The organism is Phenylobacterium sp. LjRoot225 (assembly GCF_964252855.1).
GTDB lineage: Bacteria > Pseudomonadota > Alphaproteobacteria > Caulobacterales > Caulobacteraceae > Phenylobacterium.
The window spans coordinates 33872-56041 of record NZ_CAXUPL020000007.1; the positions used below are offsets into that span (position 1 = coordinate 33872).

Sequence of the window (22170 nt, forward strand, 5' to 3'; positions counted from 1 at the left end):
AGGTCCAGAGTGAGATCACAGAGCGGACGTGCGAACTGAGCCGCGCACATCGCCAGGTGCTGGCCGACCCGCGCGAGTTCCGGACCTTGGGCGGCGCAGAAACTTGCCAGTCGCCCGCAGCCCCATACGCGGAATCGGCGCATAGCTGGGCTGAAGGAGCATACACACCGTGGCCCCACGCACGGCCTCGCCGCCGCCGCCGATCGATGCGCCTCCGGACGGAGTGTTCCCACGGCCACCGGTGGAAACCCTGGCGATGGCCCTGCCGTTCGGCGAGCTGGGCTGGGAGAACTTCGAGCGGCTCTGCTATCAGCTCGCCCGCCGCGAGGGCCAGATCGAGGACGTCCAGCGCTACGGTCGCCAGGGCCAGGCCCAGGGCGGGATCGATGTCTTCGCCCGTAAGCCAAACGGCCGATATGCCGTCTGGCAGTCGAAGCGCTACGTCTCCTTCGGGCCCGCCAACGTCCGCAGCGCCGTGGGTGCGTTCCGCAAGGGTGCCTGGCTCAAGCGCGCCGACACCCTCTTCCTCGCGGTGCAGGCGCGGCTCGACGACACGGCGCTGCAGGACGAGATCGAGGCCCAGGCGAAGGTGCTCGCGGCCGACGGTGTGACCTTCGTAGGCCTCGGCGGCGACGGCCTAGCGGACCGGCTGCGGCACCACCCCGAACTCGTTCACGCCTTCTTCGGGCGGGCCTGGACCAAGGTGTTCTACGGGGAAGCGGCCGACGCGGCGGTGGTCGCGACCCTCGACGGCCCGGAATTCGCGAAGGTGCGGGCGCAGTTGGGTCGGGTCTATCTGACGCGTTTCCAGGCGCTGGACCCGGGCGCCATAGGCTCGGGCTTTGCCCTTGATCCCACCGATGCGCCGCCGCCGCTCGGCCTGCTCCAGCGCTACGCCATTCCAGACATTGTGCTTCGCGAGCGCCGGACCGACGCGCCAGCCGCACTAGCCCCGGAACCGGCTGACCAGACGTCGCCGGACCGGCCGGACACGGCCCGCGCCGGGCCCGTGTCGCCCCGCGAGACGATGCGGCGGACGTCGGTGGCGGACTGGCTCAGAGAGGGCGACCAGATCGCGGTCGTCGCCGATGCCGGCGCGGGCAAGAGCACCCTGCTGCGGTGCATCGCCCTCGACCTCCTGGGCGACCAGCGCGTCTTCCCGAGCCTGGCTGGGCGCTGGGGCGGCAGGCTGCCCATCTTCATCTCCTTTGCCAAATGGGCGCGGGTGACCGCCACTGCGGACAGCGAGGTGGGGCTGAAGGACCTGGTGGCCGCAGTGCTGCAGCCCCTGCTCACCGTGGATTTGGTTCCGCTCGTCAACCGCGCCATCGACGAGGGCCGCATCATCCTGCTCGTGGACGGGCTGGACGAATGGGCCGCCGAACAGCCCGCGCGCCTCGCTTTCCAAACCATGCTCACCTACACCGACGCCCACGGAGTTCCGGCGATCGCGTCCGGCCGGCCGAGCGGCCTGCGTCGCATTGGCGCCCTGCCTCAGACCTGGAAGGTGGGGGAGCTGGCCCCCCTCTCGGCGCTGCAGCAGCGCCAGCTCGCCCGGACCTGGTTTGGTCACCAGCACCGCCAGGGCCGCGGTCACGATGCGGCGGAAAGCGCGGCGGCCTGGAGCGCCGACCGCTTCCTGAACGAGCTGAAGCGTGACGGGGCCCTGGCGGAGCTCGCAGCCAACCCACTTCTCTTCGTAGGCCTTCTGGGCTTGGCGATGCGGCAGGTCGCCCTACCCCGCGATCGCTGTCAGGCGCTGGATTCCCTCGTGCAGATCCTCCTGGAGGTTCATCCCCAAAGCCGAGCAACAGCGGCGGGCGACGTGCGGCCGCGCTTCGAGCACGCGGCCCCCGATGTGCGCAGGACCGCGATGGGCGCGCTTGCATTCGCCTCACGGCGGGACGGCGGAGACGCTGGCTATCCGCGCGATCAAGCGGCCGCGGTGATCGTCGCGCACCTCATCGACACCGTCGGCATTGCGGCGGAACGGGCGCGGGCGGCTGCGGACGAGATGCTGGCCATCAACGCAGAGACGGTTGGGCTTTTGGTGGAGAAGGCGCCCGGCGAGATCGGCTTCGCCCACGCCAGCCTCGAGGAGTTCCTGGGCGCGGAGCATGTCCAGAGTTGGCGCCTTTCAGCCTTGCTCGATTTCGCCGGCGAGAAGGCCGGCGATCCGCGCTGGCGCAACGTGCTGCGGAATATGGTGGCGCTCAACCGCCGCCCCGATGAGATCGACGACATCGTCAGCCGCCTCGAGGCGGCGCAACTCAACGTGGTCGGCGACATCGAACGCCGACGCCTCCTTGCGGAGATCGCCTTCGGGCCGTCGGCCATGCGCAGCGCCACCGCCCACCGCCTGGCCGCCGACGTGTTCGCCGCGATCGACCGGGCGGGGCTCGCCACGGAACAGGTGACGCTCGCGCGGATCGCCCTCAGCGGCCTGGCGAGCCCGACTCTGGGCGGGGTGGTCGCGGACCGGGTCGAGCGCTGGGCGCCACGGCGCTTCCGCTTCGGCACAAACGAGTTCCAGGCGCTGCGACGCTGGCCGAAGGGTGAAGACCTCCTCGAAACGCTCTTCGCCGGGCTCAACGACGACGAGGATTGGGTGAAACAGGCCGCTGCCGACAGTCTGGCCGCGCGCTACGCCGGCGATCCCGAGGTCGGGCGGCGCCTGCGGGATCTCATGTCGGGCGCCGAGCTCGGGACCGTGATGGCGGCCCTGGAGGCGCTGGTGCGCGGCTGGTCGAAGTCGGATCTGGAAGACCTGCTCACGGCCGCAGCCGCAAGCCCGATCGCGCGTCTGCGGGCGCTGGCGCTCCTAGGGCGGGTCCTCCGCGGCGCCCATGGCGACGCGGAACTGGATGCCCTTTACGAGCTGCTGCTGTCGAACGCGGGCCCGAGGTTTCGTGAGAATGGCGTGCTCGGCGAGGCCCTTCAACGCGGCTGGCCGGACGATCCGCGAGTGGTGGCGCGCGCGCTCCGCGACGTCCAGCGCCGCCACGATCCCGAGGCCATCGACTACGATTCGGCCCTCCACTATCTCCTCCACGCCTCTCCCGACCATCCGGCGCTTCGCGACTGGATCCTGGCGCAGCTTGAAGAAAAGCACCCCTTCATTGGCCTCCTCGGGGAGAGCTGGGGCTTTCTGGCGCCGTTCGCCGAAGCCGATCCACGGATCCATGAACGGGTCCTATCCTACGTGCTCGAGCGCTCCGAGCATTGGGAGAACCGGGTCTGGCCCCTGATCGCAGAGATCCACGACCCGCGCCTGCGCGACCACGCCATCGCCCGCGCTAGTGGCACTTCGGGGACGACGCGCTATTGGAGCCTCCTGCCTCTCCTGCGGGGCTGGAAAGACGATCCCGCGGTTCGCTCGCTCCTTGTGGAGATGCGCGCCCTCCCGGACGATGAACTGGACATGGTCGCCGCACTTCTACCGGATCTCTACGACGATCCGACTGAGGCGCGGGCGCATCTGTTGCGCGTGGCCCGAGGCGCCCAGAAGCCGCGGACCGACCTGCTGATCCGCGCCTTCGCGCAGCTGGGCTGCGACGAGCAGGACGAGGAGGTGGTCGAGATCCTCCTCCCGCGGTTCGCGGCCCGCGCGATCTTCGACGACCTGGGTGGCCTCTTCCTGCACTTCGGAGACCATCCGAAGGTACGCGCGCTTGCGATAAGAGAACTGCAGGGACCGCGCCAGCCGCTCGCCGCGCTCGCCCAGGCCTATGGCCACGACGACGAGGTCCGGCCTCTCGTCCGCCGTCGCCTGACGCCCGCGTCCGCCTCACTCCGCTATGTGATCGCCGAAGCCTGCGCGGTGGACGGCGACCGCCACCCGGCATTGCTCGCGGTCCTCGAGAGCTTCGACGCGGAAACTGATTTCGACCTGCGGGTGCAACTGGTGATTTACTACAGCGCGCTTCGCGCCGCGCAGGGGCCGGCGCCAGATCTCGAGGCGCGCTTGCTGGCCGAGACGGAGCGTCGCGGCATGGACCATGAGGAAGCCCGCAGCACGGGCTTCGCCGGGCTCGTGGAGCTCGGGCAGGTGCGCTTGATGGATCCGCCGGGCGACGCTGGACGACGGATCCGCATCCAGGACCCGATCGGAGACGCCGGCAGCGCGGCCCTCGTCCGCTTAATCGTCGAGCGCTGGGACGCCTTGGAGGCCTTGCTCGGACAGGGCTGGGTCGACCGCTGGTTCGACGATGGGCGCGACGGGGTTTGGCATCGTCTCGCGCCCCATCTGGGCGGTCACCCTGCCGCCCGACGCGCTTTCCTCGAGTGGTGCGATACGGCAAAGAGCCTGGGGCCAGCGGCCCTGCGGGCCTTGGCGGAGCTCGATCCCGGCAGCGACGTGCTTCGCCGCCACGTGGCGGCGGCCCTGACGCCGCCGATGCCGGAACGGCGTCCACCGCTCATCACCCTGATCGCCGCAGCCGAGATCGCGCGCGACCAGTTTCCCCACCCCGCGTGGATCGGGGAGTCCGAGATGAGGTTCGAACGGGGGCGCGACGGCGACACCGCTGTGGTGTTGGCGATCCTGGCGCCGACACACCCCGCACTTGCGGGTATCGAGATGACCAGCGTCGAGATCGGCCAGACCTTCCGCGGCTGGTTGATTGGCGCCTATCTCGCGGCTTGGACCGAGCCCGCCGACTTGGTGGCGCACTATGTCGCCGCCATGGCCGGGCGGATCGCAGCCGCGAGCCACGAGAACCAAGACTTGATGAACCGGGTCCTCGCCGCGCGGGTCGGGCGCGATCCCGCCTTGGCCGCGGAACTCAATGCCGTGCGCACGAGCGGGGCGGACCTGCAGTCGTTCTGCGCCGCCGCCCAGCTGCTCGCGGCTGCGGGGCGGCGGGAAGATGCGTGGCGCGACGACATCCTCGGGCGCCTGAAGGCGGAACATGGGCAGGAGGGCTTGCCGAAAATCATCTTCGACACCGCAGCCGACCAGTACCGGCCCGCGGCCCACGTGCTGCTCGACATCCTGCAGACCGCCGGGCCGACGTGAAGGCGGGGCGCTAGCCCGCGCGCTCCGGCTGAAGCGCAATGTCCGCATGGCCGGCCAACCCGGACATTGTCCCGGTGAGAGCGGAGGTCGCTGATGGGTCCAGGCTGTGTGAAAACGCGCCGAGCTTAGCTAGAATCGACTGGCTTTCGGAGGGCCGGTCATGGGGCGTTTCGTTGAGGGAGAGGATCGGCGGCAGTCGTTCCTGTTGCCAGCTTCGCTGGACGATTACGTGGCCGAGGACAATCCGGTCCGGGTGGTCGAGGCCTTCATCGATGAGTTGGACCTGGCGGCGCTTGGATTTGACGGCGTGCGGCCGGCGGCGACGGGCCGTCCTGCCTATCACCCCTCGACCCTGCTGAAGATCTACCTCTACGGCTACCTCAACCGCGTCCAGTCGAGCCGGCGGCTCGAGCGCGAAGCCCAGCGCAACATCGAGCTGATGTGGCTGACGGGACGGCTGGCGCCGGACTTCAAGACCATCGCCGATTTCCGCCGGGATAACGGCGTGGCGATCCGGGCGGCCTGCGGGCAGTTCATCGAGCTTTGCCGCCGGCTGGAGCTGTTCACCAAGGCCGTGGTGGCGATCGACGGCAGCAAGTTCAAAGCGGTCAACAATCGCGACAAGAACTTCACGGCGACCAAGGTCGCCAAGCGCATGGAGCAGGTCGACGCCAGCATCGACCGCTACCTCGCCGCCCTGGACCGGGCCGACCGCGAAGACAGCGACGTCGCCGAAGCCAGGACCAGTCACATCCATGAGAAGATCGCGGGTCTGCGCCGCCAGATGCAGGACTTGAAGGCGATGCAGGAGCAGGTCCAGGCCGCTCCAGACAAACAGATATCCCTCACCGATCCGGACGCCCGCTCCATGGCGACCAGCGGCCGGGGGACGGGCGTTGTCGGCTACAACGTGCAGACCGCCGTCGATGCCGAGCACCACCTGATCGTGGCGCACGAGGTGACTAACCTGGGTCACGACAGGACCCAGCTGGAGCCCCTGGCTCTGAAGGCCCAGGCTGCGACCGGCTGCGAGCAACTCACCGCCCTGGCGGATCGCGGCTACTTCAATGGCGAGCAGGTGCTGGCCTGCGAGGGAACCGGCATCCTGCCCTGCATCCCCAAGACCGTGTGGCCCAGCGAGCGCGGCGTCTTCACACGAAACGACTTCGTCTACGACCCTGAGAACGATCACTACACCTGCCCGGCGGGGCAGCAGCTGACCAAGGGCGCGACGCGATCGGACCGCAAGGACGACATCGACCACTACCGCCACCTGACGGCCTGCTTCACCTGCGCGCTCAAGCCGAAATGCACGCCGGACAAGCTGAAGAGGCTCAAGCGCTGGAAGCATGAGGGCGTCATGGACCAGATGCAGGCCCGGCTGGACCGCATGCCCCACGCCATGGGCATCCGCCGGCAGACCGTCGAGCACCCCTTCGGCACCCTCAAATCCTGGATGGGAAGCACTCACTTCCTGACCAAGACCCTCGAAAAGGTCCGAACGGAGATGAGCCTCCACGTCCTGGCCTACAACCTGAAGAGAATGATCCAGATCCTCGGCGTCAAACCGCTGATGCAGGTGATCCAAGCCTGATCGCCAAGCCGCAGAAATTGACGTCTGCCGGAACGCAGACCGAGTTTTCACACAGCCTCGGTCGTTCCGTCCCGTTTGGTCGCCGGCGGGAATGTCCGGAAACTGGAGCGGTCCCAACTTCTGCTAATGGCGCCAGCCGGACCAGGCGCCGCGGCGCTGACTATCCGCCGAAGCAGACGTTCGCAATGACCGGGGAGGGTGGATTGCGGGCCTTAGCGCCAGAAGAAGAATGGTCGCTTCGGATCGGCCTTTCTGGCGATTTTCCACAGGAGCTGTTCGGCAATTTGGGACGGCGAGGCGATCACGGTGCCTGGACGAGCAACCACACCGCTGAGGTTGCCGAGGTTGCTCGTCACATGGATAGAGCCACCCCCAACATACCACTCGCCACGTACGGTCTGGCCTCGATATTTGACTTCAACCAGCCTCAACTCTGGCATTGAGCCCCAGTCCCTTGCTTGTCGTCCCAGATACTTCAAGCCTACCACAGTTCGCGGGAAGGTCCGCTAGAGGCGCGAACTCGCGTTCGCCCGCCGCCGAGAACCGGACCCTCGGATCGGCCGCAGGGGGTGGATAGCGGAAGTTTGCGTCAGCTCTTCTTGAGGGAGGCGAAGAAGTCCGGATCGATCCATGCGGATTTCACCTGCCCTGGGGCAAGCTGAACAGAAGCCGGGTCGAAGGGCTGCAAGCTAGATAGGAACGAGCCCAAATCCGGCGCGATGGCGACCGTTGGCTCATCATTCTCGTGATCCCAGAAAAATATGGCTCCGGTTGCCGGATCGCCCCACACATAGTTGCCGCTACCATCCTCAGCCATTGGCACTCCTTGGCTGGGAAACCCATCGATCTCCTGGCGAAGTGAGGCAGCTTGGAGAAGCGGGACAAAGCAGCGAACACCACTCTCGTTATCTGTGGTCTGAAATAGGTTGTCCTGCGGAACAGCACCGTCGTGCTGACGGGCAAACTCTCTCCATGCGGTTGGGAGCTGGCAGCCTAGCTGTTTTTCGGCGAGCTCAATCTCGAGATCACTCAAGCCACCTGTTGCTGGAATATCGATTCCCATGGCGGCTCTTCCCCCTCGCCGTGACCCACCCAATGGCGACGTTAGCATCCCGACAGCGGACCTTGCCAACGTCGTCGAAGGGTCGTTCAGCCCCGTACGGCCGCCTGCGGGAATGTCCGGAATGCGGAAGGACGCCAATGTCTCCTGTTGGCGCCGCTCGGACCCTGCCCTGATCTCAGCCAGTCGCCGAGGAGCGTACCTTCGGAACGGAAGGGGAGGGTGGAAATCGGCCATTGGTGGGGTAGCTTCAGCGGATGGTACTGCCCCGAGCAATCCAAAGTGCTGGCGATTTTCCGCATCGCAGCGACATTGTCGGAGCCCTCAATGCCGGGGCCACTTGCCGTCAAGACGAGCGCCGCCTGAGCGCGGAAGAACTCCTGGGAATTTACGAAATACGCCTGAGAATAGCGCTCGATACGAAGCTCAATGAGGGCATGCCTCCGGCAGAGAACCAACTCGCCAGTGATTTAACTGGGCTCCTGGAAAACCTGCGGGGCAGTCCAACGGACCTCGTCACAGCATTTTACATCCATGCGCCGAATTGTGAGCGGTTCACATTCTTCGAAAGCGCGGCAACAGGCACCTACCTCGGCTGCATTCGCAGCTACGCGCGGAACGACAAATAGGGTCACAAGCGAACCGGCAGCACGGGTCACGCGAACCTCCGACTAAGGTCGTGGGCGGTCATCCGCTCCGCGCCGGGGAGCCGACATTCGCAACGGCGGCGAGGGGTGGTTTCCACCCGTTGCTCTGGGCCAGATTGTTATGGCACCGTCCGCCCATGAGCGCTGCGATTTTGGGAAAAGTCGATTTGCCAAACGGCCAAGGGGTCGTTTTGCTCTACGACTGGATGGCTCCTGATGTCAGAGATGGGCGAAATCTAGTCCGAATTGGCGCTGACGGCAGCGAAATGTGGAGAGCCCATCCTGTGTTCTATGGCGAGCCTCGCCTGGAAGACTGCTTCACTACTCTCAAGTGGGATGGCGCTAAGCTCACCGCAAACACGATGAGTTGCTATCTCGTCGAGATTGACCTGAGCGACGGAACCTCCACGGTCCTAGCTTTCACAAAGTAGCGGACGACCACTAAGGGGTGGGACGAGGTTATCGGTCGGGCTACCCTCCTTGGACTTCGAAACCCCATGGAGCGTGAGATGACCCAGGGTGGCCCCGGCGACCATCCCCTTGATGATCTTCTCACCTGGGGAAGACATCCATTTCCTGCAGACATCGAGGCCATGATCCTGAGGCTGCGGGAGGTCGTTCCTCGGTATTTGGATCGCGTCTCGTCAACCGAGTACTTCGATTGGGCGGCGGGTAGAAACCTCGATACCGGACGGGACCGCCTGCAGCAGCTTCTCGGGGAGTACGAGGCGGACTTGAAGAAGCTCATCGGCAGCTAGGGGCTCCCGTCCGCTTAGGGTCGTTCAGCCCCGTACGGGCGCCTACGGGAATGTCCGGAATGCGGAAGGAAGCCAATGTCTCCTGTTGGCGCTGCCCGGACACAGGGCTGGGATTAAGAGCCCGCCCGGGAACTTGCGATCGAGGCCGAACCACCTGCGAGTCCGTCGCCGCTTTGAAACGCGGAGGTGCAAACGTGGATATCGACGTTTCCGAGGTTGCTGGATTGGCCGCCGCTTTGGCCTTGGTGGTAACGGCGGTTGGCAGGGCCGTGGCCCTCGTTATTCGGGCATACCGCCAGAGGTGAGACCATGGGGTGCGCCCGACGGGAGATGATCTCCTCAGGCGCACCGATGTGCTTGGTGCGCATGCGACATCGAGGCGGAACGGGCCTGCGAGGATCTCGCCTACACACCAAGGAACTCTGGTGCGGCTCCGCGGATAGGTGCCTGGTCCGCGCCTTGAAGGACCTGCGCCCGGCGTGCCGGCTGGCTCAGTTAGGCAGACACATTCTGTCCTTGCGCCGCCGCCAAGGATTTCCGCCTCGAACTGGACGCGGGTTCGTAGCCTAGGGCCTTGTAGGCGGCAGTAAGCCGGCCGAAGTGCTTTGCATAAACGCCGACGCAGGGCGTATCGCGAGATTGTTTAATCAGAGCGGCTGAGAGCCGGCCATGCTTTCTCAATAGCGCGCGCAGAGCAGACAGCAGTTCCTCGCGGCTGCGTCTGGGGCGGGCCTCTTCTCGCAATTTTTCCTGGACCTGCGCGAACAGCTTCCTGGGAATGATCGGTTCAAAGACTTGAACCCGGACCCACGCGTCCGCGGGGTTGCGGACCAGCGTGCCCTTCAGAGGGTGCGAGGTGCGATTGTACACATATATCCCGACCATCAGCTCGTGCCTCAGCAGCCGCGTGAGGGAGTCAGGAGCCCAGCGACGCGCGCCAATGAAGGGAACACCCTGCGCGTTAAGCTCTCGTGCGACGGAGCTGGCGGTGCAGCCGTGGCAGAGAAACCGTCGGAAAATCCACCGGACCACCTGAACCTCGGTGTCCGGGCCCGGGCTCAGGCGCACATGGTTGTCATGCTGGGCTTTCCAGCAGCCGCGCCGCAACTCGCCGACCGGACGCCCCGTCCGATCCACCATGATCCTTCGGACGCCATAGATGAGCGGAGCGCCCTGTCGATGGCCAAGCCTGGCGCGAAGCAGCTGCCCGGCCTTTGTCTTGGCCGAGAGCTCGCGGCTGTACTCGGCGGCCATCAGGCGCTTCAGCTGCTTGATGAGCGCCGCCTTCGTGCTGCCGTCGTTCTCGAACGGCTCGACGCAATAGATGACCGGCACGCCGGCTGCACGGCAGATGAACTCGTAATGCGCGCCTTGGTCGAGATCCTGGAAACGCCCCCATCTCGTGACGTCGAGAACCAGGATGGCGCTAAAGGTCCTGTCCTCGCGGAGAACCTCGGCCAAGAGCGCCTGCAGGCCGGCCCTGCCTTTCAGGTGGAGTCCGCTTCGTGCGGCGTCCTGAAAGGTGCGTTTGATCTCGTAGCCGTTGGCCTTCGCGTAGCTGGCGATGGCGTCGCTCTGGTTGCGGAGGGAATAGCACTGCTGCTCCGTCGACATCCTGAGGTATTGCGCGGCAGGCATTGGCGCCGACGGCTCCATGGGCGGCTCCCCTAGTGCTCGGGGGGAACCGGCGGCGTGGTAGGCCGCGCGCCCAGGTTCGTGAACCGCCGGAGCCTGTAACTTTCCAGGAACGCCTGGGGTAATCCGGCGAGCTCGTAGGCGCGGATGATGGATCCGAACCGGGTTCGATAAAGCGACGGTCTTGGCGCCCCGACCTGCGATTCCAGAATGTCAGGCGAGATGGATTTGCAGCGCGCGTAGGTTTCGCGAAGGATCTGCAGCAGCTCTGCATCGCTGAAGGGGGCCCTTTGCCCGAACAGGCTCCCCGGCACGGCCGACGCCGTGCCGCGACGGACCGAACGCCGATGGGCCGCTCGAAGAAGATCCTTCCGCTCGTGGGGAAGTCCCGCGAGCTCGTAGGCCCGGCTCAGGGATCCGAAATGCTTCTGATAGGTCTCAATCACGGGAAGGGCGGGGTCGATGTTGACGATGTGCGCCGTGAGGTATCCGTGGCGGCTGTATGCCTCGCGAAGCGCAGCGATCATGTATTCACGGCGGGGCAGCAGGCTCGCGCCCTTCGGCCGCCGTGGAACGTAGCCGATCAGGTCGTAGGCCCGGTTCAATGACCCGAAGTAGTGACGATAAGTCTGGGCGACGTGGACTCCGGGGGAACGGTTCAGGAGTCGAGCGTTGAGCCGCCCCTCCTGGCGCAAAAGCCTTCGGAGCGCCTCGAGCATCAGCGGCTCAGAAAGTCGTTCGCGCTTACCCCGCCCCAACTTCTCCTGGGCGGCGCGGAATAGCGCTGGCTTCACGATTGGAGGAAAAACCCGGGTTCGCACCCATTCGTCGGTCGGCCTCGACCTCTGTCTGGTTCCGAAGGCCTGGCTTGTCTTGTTTGTGACGTACAGGCCGATGGCCAACTCGTTGCGGAGCAGGCTGCAGACGTTGGAGCTCAGCCAGGGGCCGCCGTTGACGCAGAGCACGCCCTTGCGGTTCAGCTCGCGGGCGATCGTCTCTGGGCCGCGCTCATCCCGGACATACCTCCGGAACACATGCCGGATGACCGCCAATTCCTCAGGAGGACCGCGCTGAAGGATAACGCGGTCCCCGGCGAACGCCTTCCGGACGCCGCGCGCAAGTTCCGCACGCGGGCGTCCTTCCGGATCGACGACGACCCGGCGAACGCCGTAGACGGCCGTGCCGCCCTGATAGAAGCCCAGGCGAGCTTGCTGAATGTGAGCACTGTGCGCTTTGACGGACAATTCGCGGCTGAACTCTGCAGCCATGATCCGCTTAAGCGTCTTGAGAATGCTCGAGACAGGACTCCCGTCGTCGTCGAACGGCTCGGCGCAGTAGATGACGCGCACGCCGGCGCTGCGGCAGAGGTACTCGTAATGCGCAGGCTGGTCGATGTCCTGAAATCGTCCCCAACGCGTCACGTCCAGGACGAGGATGGCCTCGAAGCTACGACCCGGATCAAGCGCGGCGGAGAGAAGCGCCTGGAGACCCACCCGGTTTTCGAAGGTGACCCCGCTCTCGCCCGGATCGAAGTAGGTCCTGTTGATCCCGTAACCGTTGGCGGCCGCGTAGGCCTCGATCGCCTGGGCCTGAGCCGCCAAGGAGTAGCGCTGGTGTTCCGTGGACATGCGCAGGTACTGCGCGGCGCGGGTTTTCAGAGGCTCCGGCATGGCGCACCTCATAATCCCCGACGTCTCAGTTTAGCTGGATCCCCGCACCTTTTCTGCTGCCTTGCGCGCCCCTCGGCGGCATGTCGATTCAGCCGCGCGCCGGGATCAGCTAAGGTCGCACCATGTCGGCGCAGCCCATCTCAATCCCCATCCGCGAGGGCGAAGCGGTCTCGGGTCTCTGGCTGGCGCCGGACGCCGCACACGCATGTTTGGTGCTCGCCCACGGCGCCGGAGCCGGCATGAGCCATCGCTCGATGACGGCCATCGCCGAAGGGCTCTACCCGCTAGGCGTGGCGACGCTCCGCTATCAGTTCCCCTACATGGAGCTCGGACGTAAGCGCGTGGACTCGCCCAGCGTTGCGCAGTCGACGGTTCGTGCGGCCGTGGCGGTGGCGCTGGACCGGGCCGGGGACCTGCCGCTCTTCGCGGGCGGCAAATCCTTCGGCGGTCGCATGACCTCCCAGGCGCAGGCGCAATCGCCGCTGGATCACGTCTGCGGTCTGGTCTTTTTCGGCTTCCCGCTGCATCCGGCCGGGAAGCCGTCTGTCGAGCGGGCCGCGCATCTCTCTCAGATTTCCGTCCCAATGCTGTTCGTCCAGGGGACCAGAGACGCACTTGCCGAGCTTGCGCTCTTGCAGGGCGTTGTCGGCCGGATCGGCGCTCGCGCGACCCTTCAGATCATTCCGGGCGCCGACCATTCGTTCCACGTGCCGGCGAAAAGCGGTCGAAAGGACGCGGAGGTCCTGGGCGAGGCCCTGGCGGACACGACCACCTGGATGGCGGCCCGCTGCGCCGATCAGGCCTGACGGCGGGATTGCTTCGGCGCGCCGGGAGGACCGGGCACTTGATCTCGAGCACGGGTGCGGTCGAAACGGGCTCTGCGCGGCCAAGTTGTCCACGCCGCGCAATCGACCTTTGTCTTGACACAGTGTTCCCCCAAGGGCGAAATATGGGGACCGGATCGACTCGCTATGAAACCTTGGATGGTCTTCGCGGCGTGGCGGCCCTGTGCGTCGTCCTGGTCCACATCCCGACGCTTGGCGGCAAGTCGACCCAATGGGAAGGCAGCCACGCCGCGGTCGATCTCTTCTTCATGATCAGCGGCTTTGTGCTCGCGCACGCCTATGACCGGCGGTTCGCGACCGGCTATTCCATCCGACAGTTCGTCGTGGACCGGCTGATCCGCCTTTATCCGCTCTACATTCTGGGCCTTGGGCTCGGCGTCCTGACCCTGCTGGTTCGGCCGCTGCCGATAGGGCGCGCCGCCGAAAGCGTCGCCTTCGGGCTGGCCTTCCTGCCGGTCCCCCATCGGGGGCACCTCTATCCGCTGAACTTTCCGATGTGGTCGCTCGTCTACGAGCTCGCGGCGAACATCATGTTCGCCGTGGGCTGGCGGTTCCTCCGCGGCCGATGGCTCGTCGCCCTCGTGGCTAGCGCCGCCGTCGGGATCATCGCCTACGTCCTGCTGCGAGGCGGGGCGGCCACCGGCTCGATGTGGAGCGGCGCGATCATCGCGACCCTGCGCGTCATCTTCGGCTTCTTCACCGGCGTCCTGCTGTACCGGCATGCGCCGCGCCCGGCGCAACGCGAGAGCGTCGCAGCTCCGGTCCTGCTCGGCGCCGTGGTGGTCTTCCTGTTCGCCCTGCCGTCGCCGATCCGCACCGAGATGGCGACGCGCGTGCGCGACCTCCTCCTGCTCGGCATTCTGCCGATCCTGGTTTACGTCGGCGCGCGCTTTGCGCCGGGTCGAGGCGTGCGCACCATCGTTGTCCTGTCGGGCGTCGCCTCCTACGCGATCTATGCCATCCACGTGCCGCTCTCGGTCCTGGTCCGGGCGGCCATACCGTTCAACCCATCGCCGACCGTCGCGGTCAGCTTCCTGGTCGTCGTCACCGCGCTCGCCCTCGTCGTCGACAAGGTCTTCGACCTGCCGGCGCGCGCATGGCTCAAGCGTCTGCAACGCGCCCACGGTTCGGTCCTCGTTGCAGGACGATCCGCCGCCCCGCCGAGTCCCGCGCCGGAGCGTCCTTAGAGCCGAAGCTGATGTTGGGATCGCGACCCCCGCGGCTCATGTCTAAGCGCGGCGCGGGGGGGCGTCGCCGGCGCGCCCATTCGCCGCTCAATGAATCGCTCCTTTGATAGGGCCCCATGGCCAAGCTGGTGGCTGTATTCCGATCGCCAACAGTTCAAGGGTGCCTGCCTATGCGTAAGCCAAGCTCCAGCGTTGGGTGGGCGATTGCAGTCGCGGCGTGTGCGCTGGGGCTATCAGCCGCCGCAAGCGCACACGCCGACCCCTGCAAAGCAATTCCGGAGGGCGGCTCAGTTCCGGCGTACCTGCAGCCTGGCCGCAGCTTCTCTGGCGCCGTCGTGCGGGTGCTAGACGGCGACTCGTTCTGTGTGGCCGTCGGCAGCGGCCCTAGTTTCTGGGCGGAGGTGCGGCTCGAAGACTTTTACGCAGCCGAACTCGGGTCTGCCGGCGGGCCAGCGGCAAAGGCGGCGCTTGAGCGGATCGCGCTCGGCAAGATGGCGACCTGCACCGCGGGGGCGCAGTCCTATGACCGCGTGATGGCAGCGTGCACGATCTCGGGGCGAGCAGTGGGCCAGATGATGCGTGCGTCATGGGCGCCTCAGGGCGGCCGCGGCTATGCGCCGGCTCAAGCAAGTTCGCGTCGCAGCTTCGCTCCGATCGCTCCTCGCGCCGTGGCGTCCGCGAACTACGCGCCTCGATACCGCACTTGCCGAGAGGCCCGGGCGGCGGGTGCGGCCCCGCTCTATCGTGGCCAGCCAGGCTATTCGTCTCAACTCGACCGGGACGACGACGGAACAGCCTGCGAGCCTTATCGCGGGCGGTGATTGGGCGTGCCGCGCGGTTCCGCCCGTCGTAACCAACAGCACCTGCTAGCGGCACGCGCTGGCAAATGGGTCTAAGTCCCCTTGAGGCGCCTGAGCGAAGGTCCGGAAACTGGAGCGGTCCCAATTTCTGCTAATGGCGCCGGCCGGACCTGGTCAGCGCTTGGCGACGGCTCCTCGAGCGGACGTTCCGTAGGGCCGGGTAGGGTGGCGAGTGGACCGCGCCCATCTCGATGACCAAGAGCACCCACGTTGGCCGGAGCTAGTTCAAGCCTCCCCCGCAGCGATCTTGACTGCTTCGTCCCGTGCCCTGACTACGTCAGCATAGGGGTAAGTCGGTTCGCCGTCATAGCGGGCAATCACATCCTCCAGATGCCGGCCAGCTCTTGACCAATCCTTTCCGCGCGTCTCTGCCCTTACGAAGGTCAGGGCGGCAGTCGCTACAGCTGCGAAATAACCCAAGAGCTCGTAATTGACAGTAGTCCCAAATGGCTTCGAAGAAACCGTGAGCGTCAACAGTACAGCGATAAGCCCCAGTATTACGTTCATCGCCTGCAGAAAATTCCCAACCATAACATACACGAGCGCATTGCGCCGCAAGTGGCCAATACGGATCCTATTGCTCATGGCGCAGGGCTCCACAACCCAAAATTCCCGCTCAGATTGCACCTCTTTCTGCGTCGGCGCAATGTCGCTAGAGGAGTGAGTCCCGTTCGGTCATCCGTGCGAACGTCAGGAATCTGGAGCGAAGCCCAGGTCTCCTTTTGGCGCGCCTCCGCCCTCGCTCGACTCGGGTGTTCACCCGGCGCCTCATCAGCGTTCTGACGCCGTTCGGACCTGAGCACTGACCCTTCGCCGCGATAGCCGTGGTGTTCCGGGGTGTTTCGGCCAAAGTCTCGACTCGGGAACGAGTTAGTGGTCCGACGTCATGGGCAACCGCATCGATATCGCCGGCGCATCCGGCCAGACCTACTCGTTCTTTCAGCTCGAGGCCGAGGCGTTCCTGAGGCCGATCGGCGTGACCTACTTGATTGCGGAAAGAGCGGAGCACGAATGGTGCGTGCTGCTGGTGGGCGAGACCAACAACTTGGCGCAACGAGACTGGGAGCCGCGCCTGGCGGCTATCCGCGCCGCGCATCCTGCGGCCGAGATGCTGATCCGGCTCAACGTTAGCCGCAGCATCCGAGACGCAGAGGCGGCTGACATTGCAGCAGCCCCTCGTGCGAAGCCGGCCTCCTCCGGCTCGGACCGGTAGGGATAGCCTGTTTTCTGCATCGATGTGAGCGTCGGATTCTAGCGGGCGAGGCGCTCACTCGGGGTAACAGGAACCGCGCATAAGCGAAAATCTACGAACTTCGGCCGGGCCGGGCGCTCGCGCCCAAGCGCGCTTATGCAGGCCTTCCGCCGACCGCGGCAGCCGCCTTCAAGAGCAATTGACTAACGACGTTCGTGCTCCGGGCGCAGCTTGTGCGCAAAGCTCGGAGGCTGCCATGACGGAAGCCCAGACGCCAGTTCACGCCGCCCAGTACCTCCGCATGTCGACGGAGCACCAGCGGTACTCACTCGAAAACCAAGCTGCCGTCATCGCCGCCTACGCGATCACTCGCGGGTACAAGCTGGTCGAGACGTATGCCGACCCCGGTAAAAGTGGGCTGACGCTCGCCGGCCGACCAGGCCTCAAACAGCTCCTCGCGGATGTGCTTCGACCGGACTGTCCATTCGAAGCGGTTCTGGTGCTCGATGTGAGCCGCTGGGGACGCTTCCAGGACCCTGACCAAGCCGCGCACTACGAGTTCCTCTGCCGAGAGGCCGGAGTGACTGTAAACTACTGTGCCGAACCCTTTGAGAACGACGGAGCCGCGGTCTCCAATATCCTCAAGAACCTCAAACGCGTGATGGCTGGTGAGTACAGCCGCGAGCTTTCCGAGAAGGTTCTGCGGGCTCAGCTCCAACAGGCGCGGCTTGGGTACAAACAGGGCGGGAGCCGACCATATGGCGTCCGCAGGGTCCTCATCCAAAAGAACGGCTCCGTTAGGACCGAGCTGAAGGATGGCGAAACCAAGGCGCTGTCTGGTGAGCGTGTTATCTTCCTCCGCGGGTCGAAGCACGAGATCAGAGTCATCCGCGAGGTGTTCCGGTTATTTACCGGTGACGGCTGGCGCCTTGCCGCTATCGCCCGCCATCTCAACCAGCGCGGGGTCCCCACGAACAACGGTCGGAGTTGGACGCACCCTAGGGTGCGCTCCATCCTCACGAGCGAACTCTCACTTGGCTACTACGTGTGGAACAAGGGAACTCGACGTATCGGCCCGAACTAACGAACGGCCCAATTTTGTCGCATAAGCGGACAAACCATGAACTCACGCCGCGAGTAGTTGGCCTTTGGCGCCGATCTGAGCGGCCTGAAGGCGTCCTGGCGATCGCCCCTGCCATCCCCTGCATCCGCCGCGGCCCAGATATAGTCGCCGGTGAGGCTGATGTGCGCCCAACCCATCGGAGACAGATGGGCGAGAAGGTGATCAGGGACAGACACTTCGCGCGACCGAAGATGCTCGACGGCTCGGTCCATATACAGAGTGTTCCAGAGCGCCAGCGAGTCTCAAAAAGCGATGCATGATCATCGGCTACGCACGTGTCTCGACCGATGGGCAGAGCGTCGAGGCGCAGGCGCGGATCTGCGAGCCGCTGGATGCGGCGTGCTCTTTATGGTGACCAGGTTGGACCGTCTTGCACGCTCGACCCGGGACCTGCTGAACTTGCTGGCCACAATCAGCGACCGCGGAGCACAGTTTCGCTCGCTCAGAGACGCCTGGGCCGACACCACGACGCCTCATGGACGTCTGATGCTCCCGGTTCTTGGTGGCCTGGCTGAGTTCGAGCGAGAGCTCATCCGGTCGCGCACGACAGAGGGATGAGACCGGGCGCGGGCACTGGGCGTCAAACTGGGACGTCGGCCCAAACTCTCAGGCGCTCAGCGCGCCTTCGCCGCCCAGGAGCGCGCGCGAGGCGAAAGCGTGCGTCACCGGGCGAAGGTCCTCGGGGTGAGCAAGGCGACGATCGGACGGATCCCGCCCACGTCGTAGTTCGGATACCAGTTTGCAGACGTTCGGAATGACCGTTCGGGGATGCGTTCTAGACTCAACGACACTGGCCGCGTGGAGGACTGACCTAACTCGGATCGCCTCAGCGAGGTCGCCCGTGAAATATGCGATCGGGCCGGAACGCCGCTGTCTGAGAGATATGGCCCAATCAGGCTGGGGCGCTTAGTTGAGTCAGCAGGCCAATTGAACAGGATTTGGTGATGACATCCGAACAGCCGAAACCAGGCGACATGCTCGAAGTCGGCGTGGACGGGACGGTATCCGTGGGCGCGTTCCAGCTGCCATTATCTGCGGCGCTCAGCGCGCGCAATAAAGCGCAGCTAGCGGCCATGCTCGGCAGCCCTCAGCGCATCAACCTGGTCGATGCGAAGGACTTTACGTCCGAGGCCGAATTCAAGATCGCAGTCGACGCCATGCGGCAGATGCTCGATGAGGGCTTGGCCCGACCCGGCTCGGAGAGGCTGCTGGAGACCTTCCCCGTCGATATCGCGCCTGACCGCATCGGCGGTGTTCCCGTCGAGGTCGTCACTCCCAAGGAAGGGCTGGATCCGGAGCGGGTGCTGATCAACCTGCACGGCGGCGCCTTTTACTCAGGCGCGACCTATGTCGCCCGCATGGAGTCGATCCCCCTGGCTCATATGGGCCGGTTCCGGGTGGTCTCCGTCGATTATCGCCAGGGCTACGAACACAGGTTCCCCGCGGCGAGCGAAGACGTCGCCGCGGTCTACGCCGAACTCTTGAAGGACTACGCACCCCGTCAGATCGGGATCTGCGGTGCCTCAGCGGGAGGCATGCTGACAGCTCAGGCGACCGCCTGGATCATCGAACACGGGCTTCCGACGCCTGGCGCGATCGGCGTCTTCAGCGCCGGGACCGGCGGCGCAGGCGACGGCGATTACTTCGCGGCCGTCGGCTCCGGAAAATACCCGCCGGACAGGATCATGACGTCTATCATAGAGGCCGAGGTCGGCTATTTCGCGGGCGCTCGCTCGGACGACCCCTTGGTCAACCCCAACATTTCTCCCGAGGCGTTCCGGGCCAGATTCCCGCCGACCCTGCTCATCACCGCCACCCGCGCCTTCGACTTGAGCCCGGCGCTCGCCACTCATCGCGCCCTTTGCCAAGCGGGCGTCGAGGCGTCGTTGCACGTATTCGACGGGCTGGGGCACAGCTTCTTCTATGGCGCCGCGACGCCCGAAGCGGTGGACGCTTACGAGACGATCATCCGGTTTTTCCGGAAGCATTTAGCAAAGTAGAGCGCTCGTCCGCATTGACACCAGAGCGGACCTCAACTTAAACTAGCGCAATGTGCGACTAGGGTCGTTCTGAAGTTGGATCCCGTCCGCCGAGCGGACCTTTCCGATGTCCGCTTGTTGGCAGTGGTTCCAACGGGGAATTTCGACCGATGCTGTTGAAAAAGGCCCGTTGAAGCCGTGACTCCGGCCTGATTCACTCCTGCTGAAGGCGGGAGGACGTGGCGATGATGGGCGAGCGTCGGGTCGAGCAAGGTGCGCTCTTCTACGAGTTCTCGCTGGAGCGGCACGTCCCTCAGGATCACCTGCTGCGGGCCATCGACCGCTTCGTGGACCTCGATGGCGTGCGGGCGCACCTGGCGTCGTTCTACAGCCCGATCGGCCGGCCCTCGATCGATCCGGAGCTGATGATCCGGATGCTCCTGATCGGCTACTGCATGGGCATCCGTTCGGAGCGGCGGCTCTGCGAGGAGGTCCACCTCAACCTCGCTTACCGCTGGTTCTGCCGCCTGGGCCTGGACGGCGACGTGCCGGACCATTCCACCTTCTCGAAGAACCGGCACGGGCGCTTCCGCGAGAGCGATCTGCTGCGCGAGCTGTTCGAGAGCGTGGTGCGCCGCTGCATGGCCGAGGGCCTGGTCGGCGGCGAAGGCTTCGCCGTGGACGCCAGCATCATCCGCGCCGACGCCAGCCGGCACAGGAGCGCGGTCGACGGCGCCGCGGGCCTGCCACCAGGGGCCGCCGGCCGAGCGGTCGAGGAGTATCTGGCGGTGCTGGACGATGCGGCCTTCGGCGCGGCGACGCCGGTCACGCCCAAGTACATCTCGCTGTCGGATCCCGCCTCACGCTGGACGGCGGCGCAGGCCGGCCCAGCGAGCTTCGCCTACTGCACCAACTACCTGATCGATCTCGACCATGCGGTGATCGTCGACGTCGAGCCCTCCACCGCCGTGCGCCAGGGCGAGCTCGCCGCCTGCCGCACCATGGTCGAGCGGACCCAAGAGCGGCTCGGGCTGTATCCCGAGCGCCTGGCCGCCGACACCGCCTACGGCTCGGCCGAGATGCTCGACTGGCTGGTCCACGAGCAGGGCATCGAGCCGCATATCCGGGTCTTCGACATGTCGAAGCGCGACGACGACACCTTCTCCCGCGCCGACTTCACCTACGACCACGCGACGGACGCCTACACCTGTCCGGGCGGCAAGCTGCTGAAGTCGAGCCGGCGCGCCTTCAAGGTCCCCCGCGCGGTGTCGGTGAAGGACGACATGATCCGCTATCGCGCCAGCACTCACGACTGCGCGCCTTGCGCGCTGAAGCCGGTCTGCTGCCCGGGCCAGCCCCATCGCAAGGTCATGCGCTCGATCTATGAAGGCGCCCGAGACATGGCGCGCGACATCGCCAAGACCGACGCCTACGTCACCTCCAGACGCGAGCGGAAGAAGGTCGAGATGCTCTTCGCCCACCTCAAGCGCATCCTCGGGCTCGACCGGCTGCGCCTGCGCGGCCCCTGCGGCGCTCGAGATGAGTTCCTCCTCGCCGCCACCGCCCAGAACCTGCGCAAACTCGCCAAGCTGATCCCGCTCCGCGCTCAGGCCTGCCCGGCCTGAGCCTCGGAGGAGATTTGTCGCGACCTGGCGTCGCCAAGATCAGCGGCCTTTTTCAACGACATCGACCCATCTAAGACTTTCGGCATGCGACCGGAGTTTGGACGGGTCTGACTAACCAGCCGATACTCCTAGGTCAGCTCGGAATGCCCCAGGCCGAATAGGTGAACCGGCGAGCCTCGGCCATGATCTCGGCGTCTTCCGGGGCGGCCCCCATGAACCCGCCGTGCGGACCGGCCTCCATCACATGGAGTTCGGCGGTCACCCCCGCACACCGAAGGGCGCGGTGCATGCGCACCGTGTCGGACAGTAGCAGGTCGCGTGTTCCCGTCATCAGGAACGTCTGCGGCCAGCCCAGAGCGAAGTTTCCGAACAGGGGCGAGACGTAGGGATGTTCGAGATCCTCAGCGCCCGCATGACTGCGAATGAAGTCCGCTCCTCCGTAGAGGTTCACGTCGAGGTAACGGTTGGTCTGGTGGCTGTCGCCCGCGAGCGTGAGATCAAGCGCCGGGGTGAGCAACAGCAGCCCTGCAGGAAGCGGCACCCCCTCGTCGCGGGCGCGCAACATCAGGCCCGCAGCGAGGTTGCCCCCGGCTGAAGCGCCGGCGACGACCACGGCCGATGCCGGATAACTCTTCAGGACCTCGGCATAAGCCGCCATGCAATCGTCCAGGGCGGCCGGATACGGATGGTCGGGAAGCATCCTGTAATCGACCGAGAACACTTCCGCGCCGTAGTCGGCGGCCTTCAACTTCGCCGTCAATGCGCACATCTCGCCGCCGCCGGCGACGAAACCGCCGCCATGGATGTCGAAATATGCGACCTCCGCCAACCGTCCCCGCCTTGCCTCGGGGTTGGCTCGGTGGAGCTCTCCGCCGCTCGGCAACGCCATCATGGAGGCGGAGCCTTGGAACGCGGCGGAGAGCGGCCGCAACATGTCGAGAATGGGCGCTAGGGTCTCGGTGATATGCTCCGGCTCCA

At 65.7% G+C, this 22170-nt stretch carries 19 protein-coding genes; 12 read left to right on the forward strand and 7 right to left on the reverse strand.

The genetic code is table 11. From position 1 onward, the window contains the following. Positions 1-256 precede the first annotated feature (256 nt). Positions 257-5017: an NACHT domain-containing protein gene (locus tag ACSQ2B_RS25480; RefSeq protein ID WP_436054298.1), complete on the forward strand. Its 4761-nt coding sequence runs from the start codon at positions 257-259 to the stop codon at positions 5015-5017. A 160-nt stretch (positions 5018-5177) separates the two neighbouring features. Further along, the gene (locus tag ACSQ2B_RS25485; RefSeq protein WP_436050645.1) at positions 5178-6611 is read left to right on the forward strand and encodes an IS1182 family transposase; all 1434 of its coding nucleotides are present in this window, start codon (positions 5178-5180) and stop codon (positions 6609-6611) included. Positions 6612-6823: 212 nt separating this feature from the next. Here ACSQ2B_RS25485 and ACSQ2B_RS25490 read toward each other — a convergent pair whose 3' ends face one another. Both ACSQ2B_RS25490 and ACSQ2B_RS25495 read right to left on the reverse strand, forming a co-directional pair. Beyond that, a complete protein-coding gene (locus ACSQ2B_RS25490) occupies positions 6824-7090 on the reverse strand; it encodes a hypothetical protein (protein WP_436054218.1) in 267 nt (88 codons plus the stop codon). Between the two features lie 110 nt (positions 7091-7200). Beyond that, on the reverse strand, positions 7201-7674 hold the full coding sequence (locus tag ACSQ2B_RS25495; RefSeq protein WP_436054219.1) for an SMI1/KNR4 family protein: 474 nt from the start codon (positions 7672-7674) through the stop codon (positions 7201-7203). A gap of 254 nt (positions 7675-7928) precedes the next feature. On the opposite strand from ACSQ2B_RS25495, the gene ACSQ2B_RS25500 reads away from it, so the two are divergent. Both ACSQ2B_RS25500 and ACSQ2B_RS25505 read left to right on the forward strand, forming a co-directional pair. Beyond that, positions 7929-8300, forward strand: a complete 372-nt coding sequence (locus ACSQ2B_RS25500) for a hypothetical protein (RefSeq protein ID WP_436054220.1) — start codon at positions 7929-7931, stop codon at positions 8298-8300. Between the two features lie 527 nt (positions 8301-8827). Beyond that, positions 8828-9076 carry a hypothetical protein gene (locus ACSQ2B_RS25505; protein WP_436054221.1) on the forward strand — a complete coding sequence of 83 codons (249 nt, stop codon included), beginning with the start codon at positions 8828-8830 and terminating at the stop codon, positions 9074-9076. A 495-nt stretch (positions 9077-9571) separates the two neighbouring features. On the opposite strand, the gene ACSQ2B_RS25510 is transcribed toward ACSQ2B_RS25505, so the two are convergent. Further along, a complete protein-coding gene (locus ACSQ2B_RS25510; RefSeq protein WP_436054222.1) occupies positions 9572-10732 on the reverse strand; it encodes a recombinase family protein in 1161 nt (386 codons plus the stop codon). An 11-nt stretch (positions 10733-10743) separates the two neighbouring features. After that, a complete protein-coding gene (locus tag ACSQ2B_RS25515) occupies positions 10744-12381 on the reverse strand; it encodes a recombinase family protein (RefSeq protein ID WP_436054223.1) in 1638 nt (545 codons plus the stop codon). A 122-nt stretch (positions 12382-12503) separates the two neighbouring features. On the opposite strand from ACSQ2B_RS25515, the gene ACSQ2B_RS25520 reads away from it, so the two are divergent. The 3 genes from ACSQ2B_RS25520 (at position 12504) to ACSQ2B_RS25530 (ending at position 15234) form a co-directional block, all read left to right on the forward strand. After that, on the forward strand, positions 12504-13187 hold the full coding sequence (locus tag ACSQ2B_RS25520) for an alpha/beta hydrolase family protein (protein ID WP_436054224.1): 684 nt from the start codon (positions 12504-12506) through the stop codon (positions 13185-13187). 173 nt (positions 13188-13360) lie between these two features. Beyond that, the gene (locus tag ACSQ2B_RS25525; protein ID WP_436054225.1) at positions 13361-14413 is read left to right on the forward strand and encodes an acyltransferase family protein; all 1053 of its coding nucleotides are present in this window, start codon (positions 13361-13363) and stop codon (positions 14411-14413) included. A gap of 575 nt (positions 14414-14988) precedes the next feature. Beyond that, positions 14989-15234, forward strand: a complete 246-nt coding sequence (locus ACSQ2B_RS25530) for an excalibur calcium-binding domain-containing protein (protein ID WP_436054299.1) — start codon at positions 14989-14991, stop codon at positions 15232-15234. A 264-nt stretch (positions 15235-15498) separates the two neighbouring features. Here the strand turns inward: ACSQ2B_RS25530 and ACSQ2B_RS25535 are convergent, their stop codons facing one another. Continuing rightward, complete coding sequence (locus ACSQ2B_RS25535) at positions 15499-15858, reverse strand: hypothetical protein (protein WP_436054226.1); 360 nt, start codon at positions 15856-15858, stop codon at positions 15499-15501. A 301-nt stretch (positions 15859-16159) separates the two neighbouring features. Between ACSQ2B_RS25535 and ACSQ2B_RS25540 the strand changes: the two genes are divergently transcribed. Both ACSQ2B_RS25540 and ACSQ2B_RS25545 read left to right on the forward strand, forming a co-directional pair. Continuing rightward, positions 16160-16486, forward strand: a complete 327-nt coding sequence (locus ACSQ2B_RS25540; RefSeq protein ID WP_436054227.1) for a hypothetical protein — start codon at positions 16160-16162, stop codon at positions 16484-16486. A 235-nt stretch (positions 16487-16721) separates the two neighbouring features. After that, positions 16722-17549: a recombinase family protein gene (locus tag ACSQ2B_RS25545; protein WP_436054228.1), complete on the forward strand. Its 828-nt coding sequence runs from the start codon at positions 16722-16724 to the stop codon at positions 17547-17549. Here the strand turns inward: ACSQ2B_RS25545 and ACSQ2B_RS25550 are convergent. Then, positions 17546-17824 (reverse strand): Tn3 family transposase, encoded by a 279-nt coding sequence (locus ACSQ2B_RS25550; protein ID WP_436054300.1) that lies wholly within the window; start codon positions 17822-17824, stop codon positions 17546-17548. The two genes, ACSQ2B_RS25545 and ACSQ2B_RS25550, sit on opposite strands and share 4 nt — an antisense overlap. A gap of 112 nt (positions 17825-17936) precedes the next feature. Here ACSQ2B_RS25550 and ACSQ2B_RS25555 point away from each other — a divergent pair, with 112 nt between their 5' ends. From ACSQ2B_RS25555 to ACSQ2B_RS25565, 3 genes are all read left to right on the forward strand, one after another. Then, positions 17937-18146 carry a recombinase family protein gene (locus ACSQ2B_RS25555; protein ID WP_436054301.1) on the forward strand — a complete coding sequence of 70 codons (210 nt, stop codon included), beginning with the start codon at positions 17937-17939 and terminating at the stop codon, positions 18144-18146. 386 nt (positions 18147-18532) lie between these two features. Continuing rightward, positions 18533-19588 carry an alpha/beta hydrolase gene (locus ACSQ2B_RS25560; protein ID WP_436054229.1) on the forward strand — a complete coding sequence of 352 codons (1056 nt, stop codon included), beginning with the start codon at positions 18533-18535 and terminating at the stop codon, positions 19586-19588. A 224-nt stretch (positions 19589-19812) separates the two neighbouring features. Continuing rightward, positions 19813-21192, forward strand: coding sequence for a transposase (locus ACSQ2B_RS25565; protein WP_436054230.1), 1380 nt, complete (start codon positions 19813-19815; stop codon positions 21190-21192). Between the two features lie 133 nt (positions 21193-21325). Here ACSQ2B_RS25565 and ACSQ2B_RS25570 read toward each other — a convergent pair whose 3' ends face one another. Beyond that, positions 21326-22084, reverse strand: coding sequence for an alpha/beta hydrolase fold domain-containing protein (locus tag ACSQ2B_RS25570; RefSeq protein ID WP_436054231.1), 759 nt, complete (start codon positions 22082-22084; stop codon positions 21326-21328). Between the last annotated feature and the right edge of the window lie 86 nt (positions 22085-22170).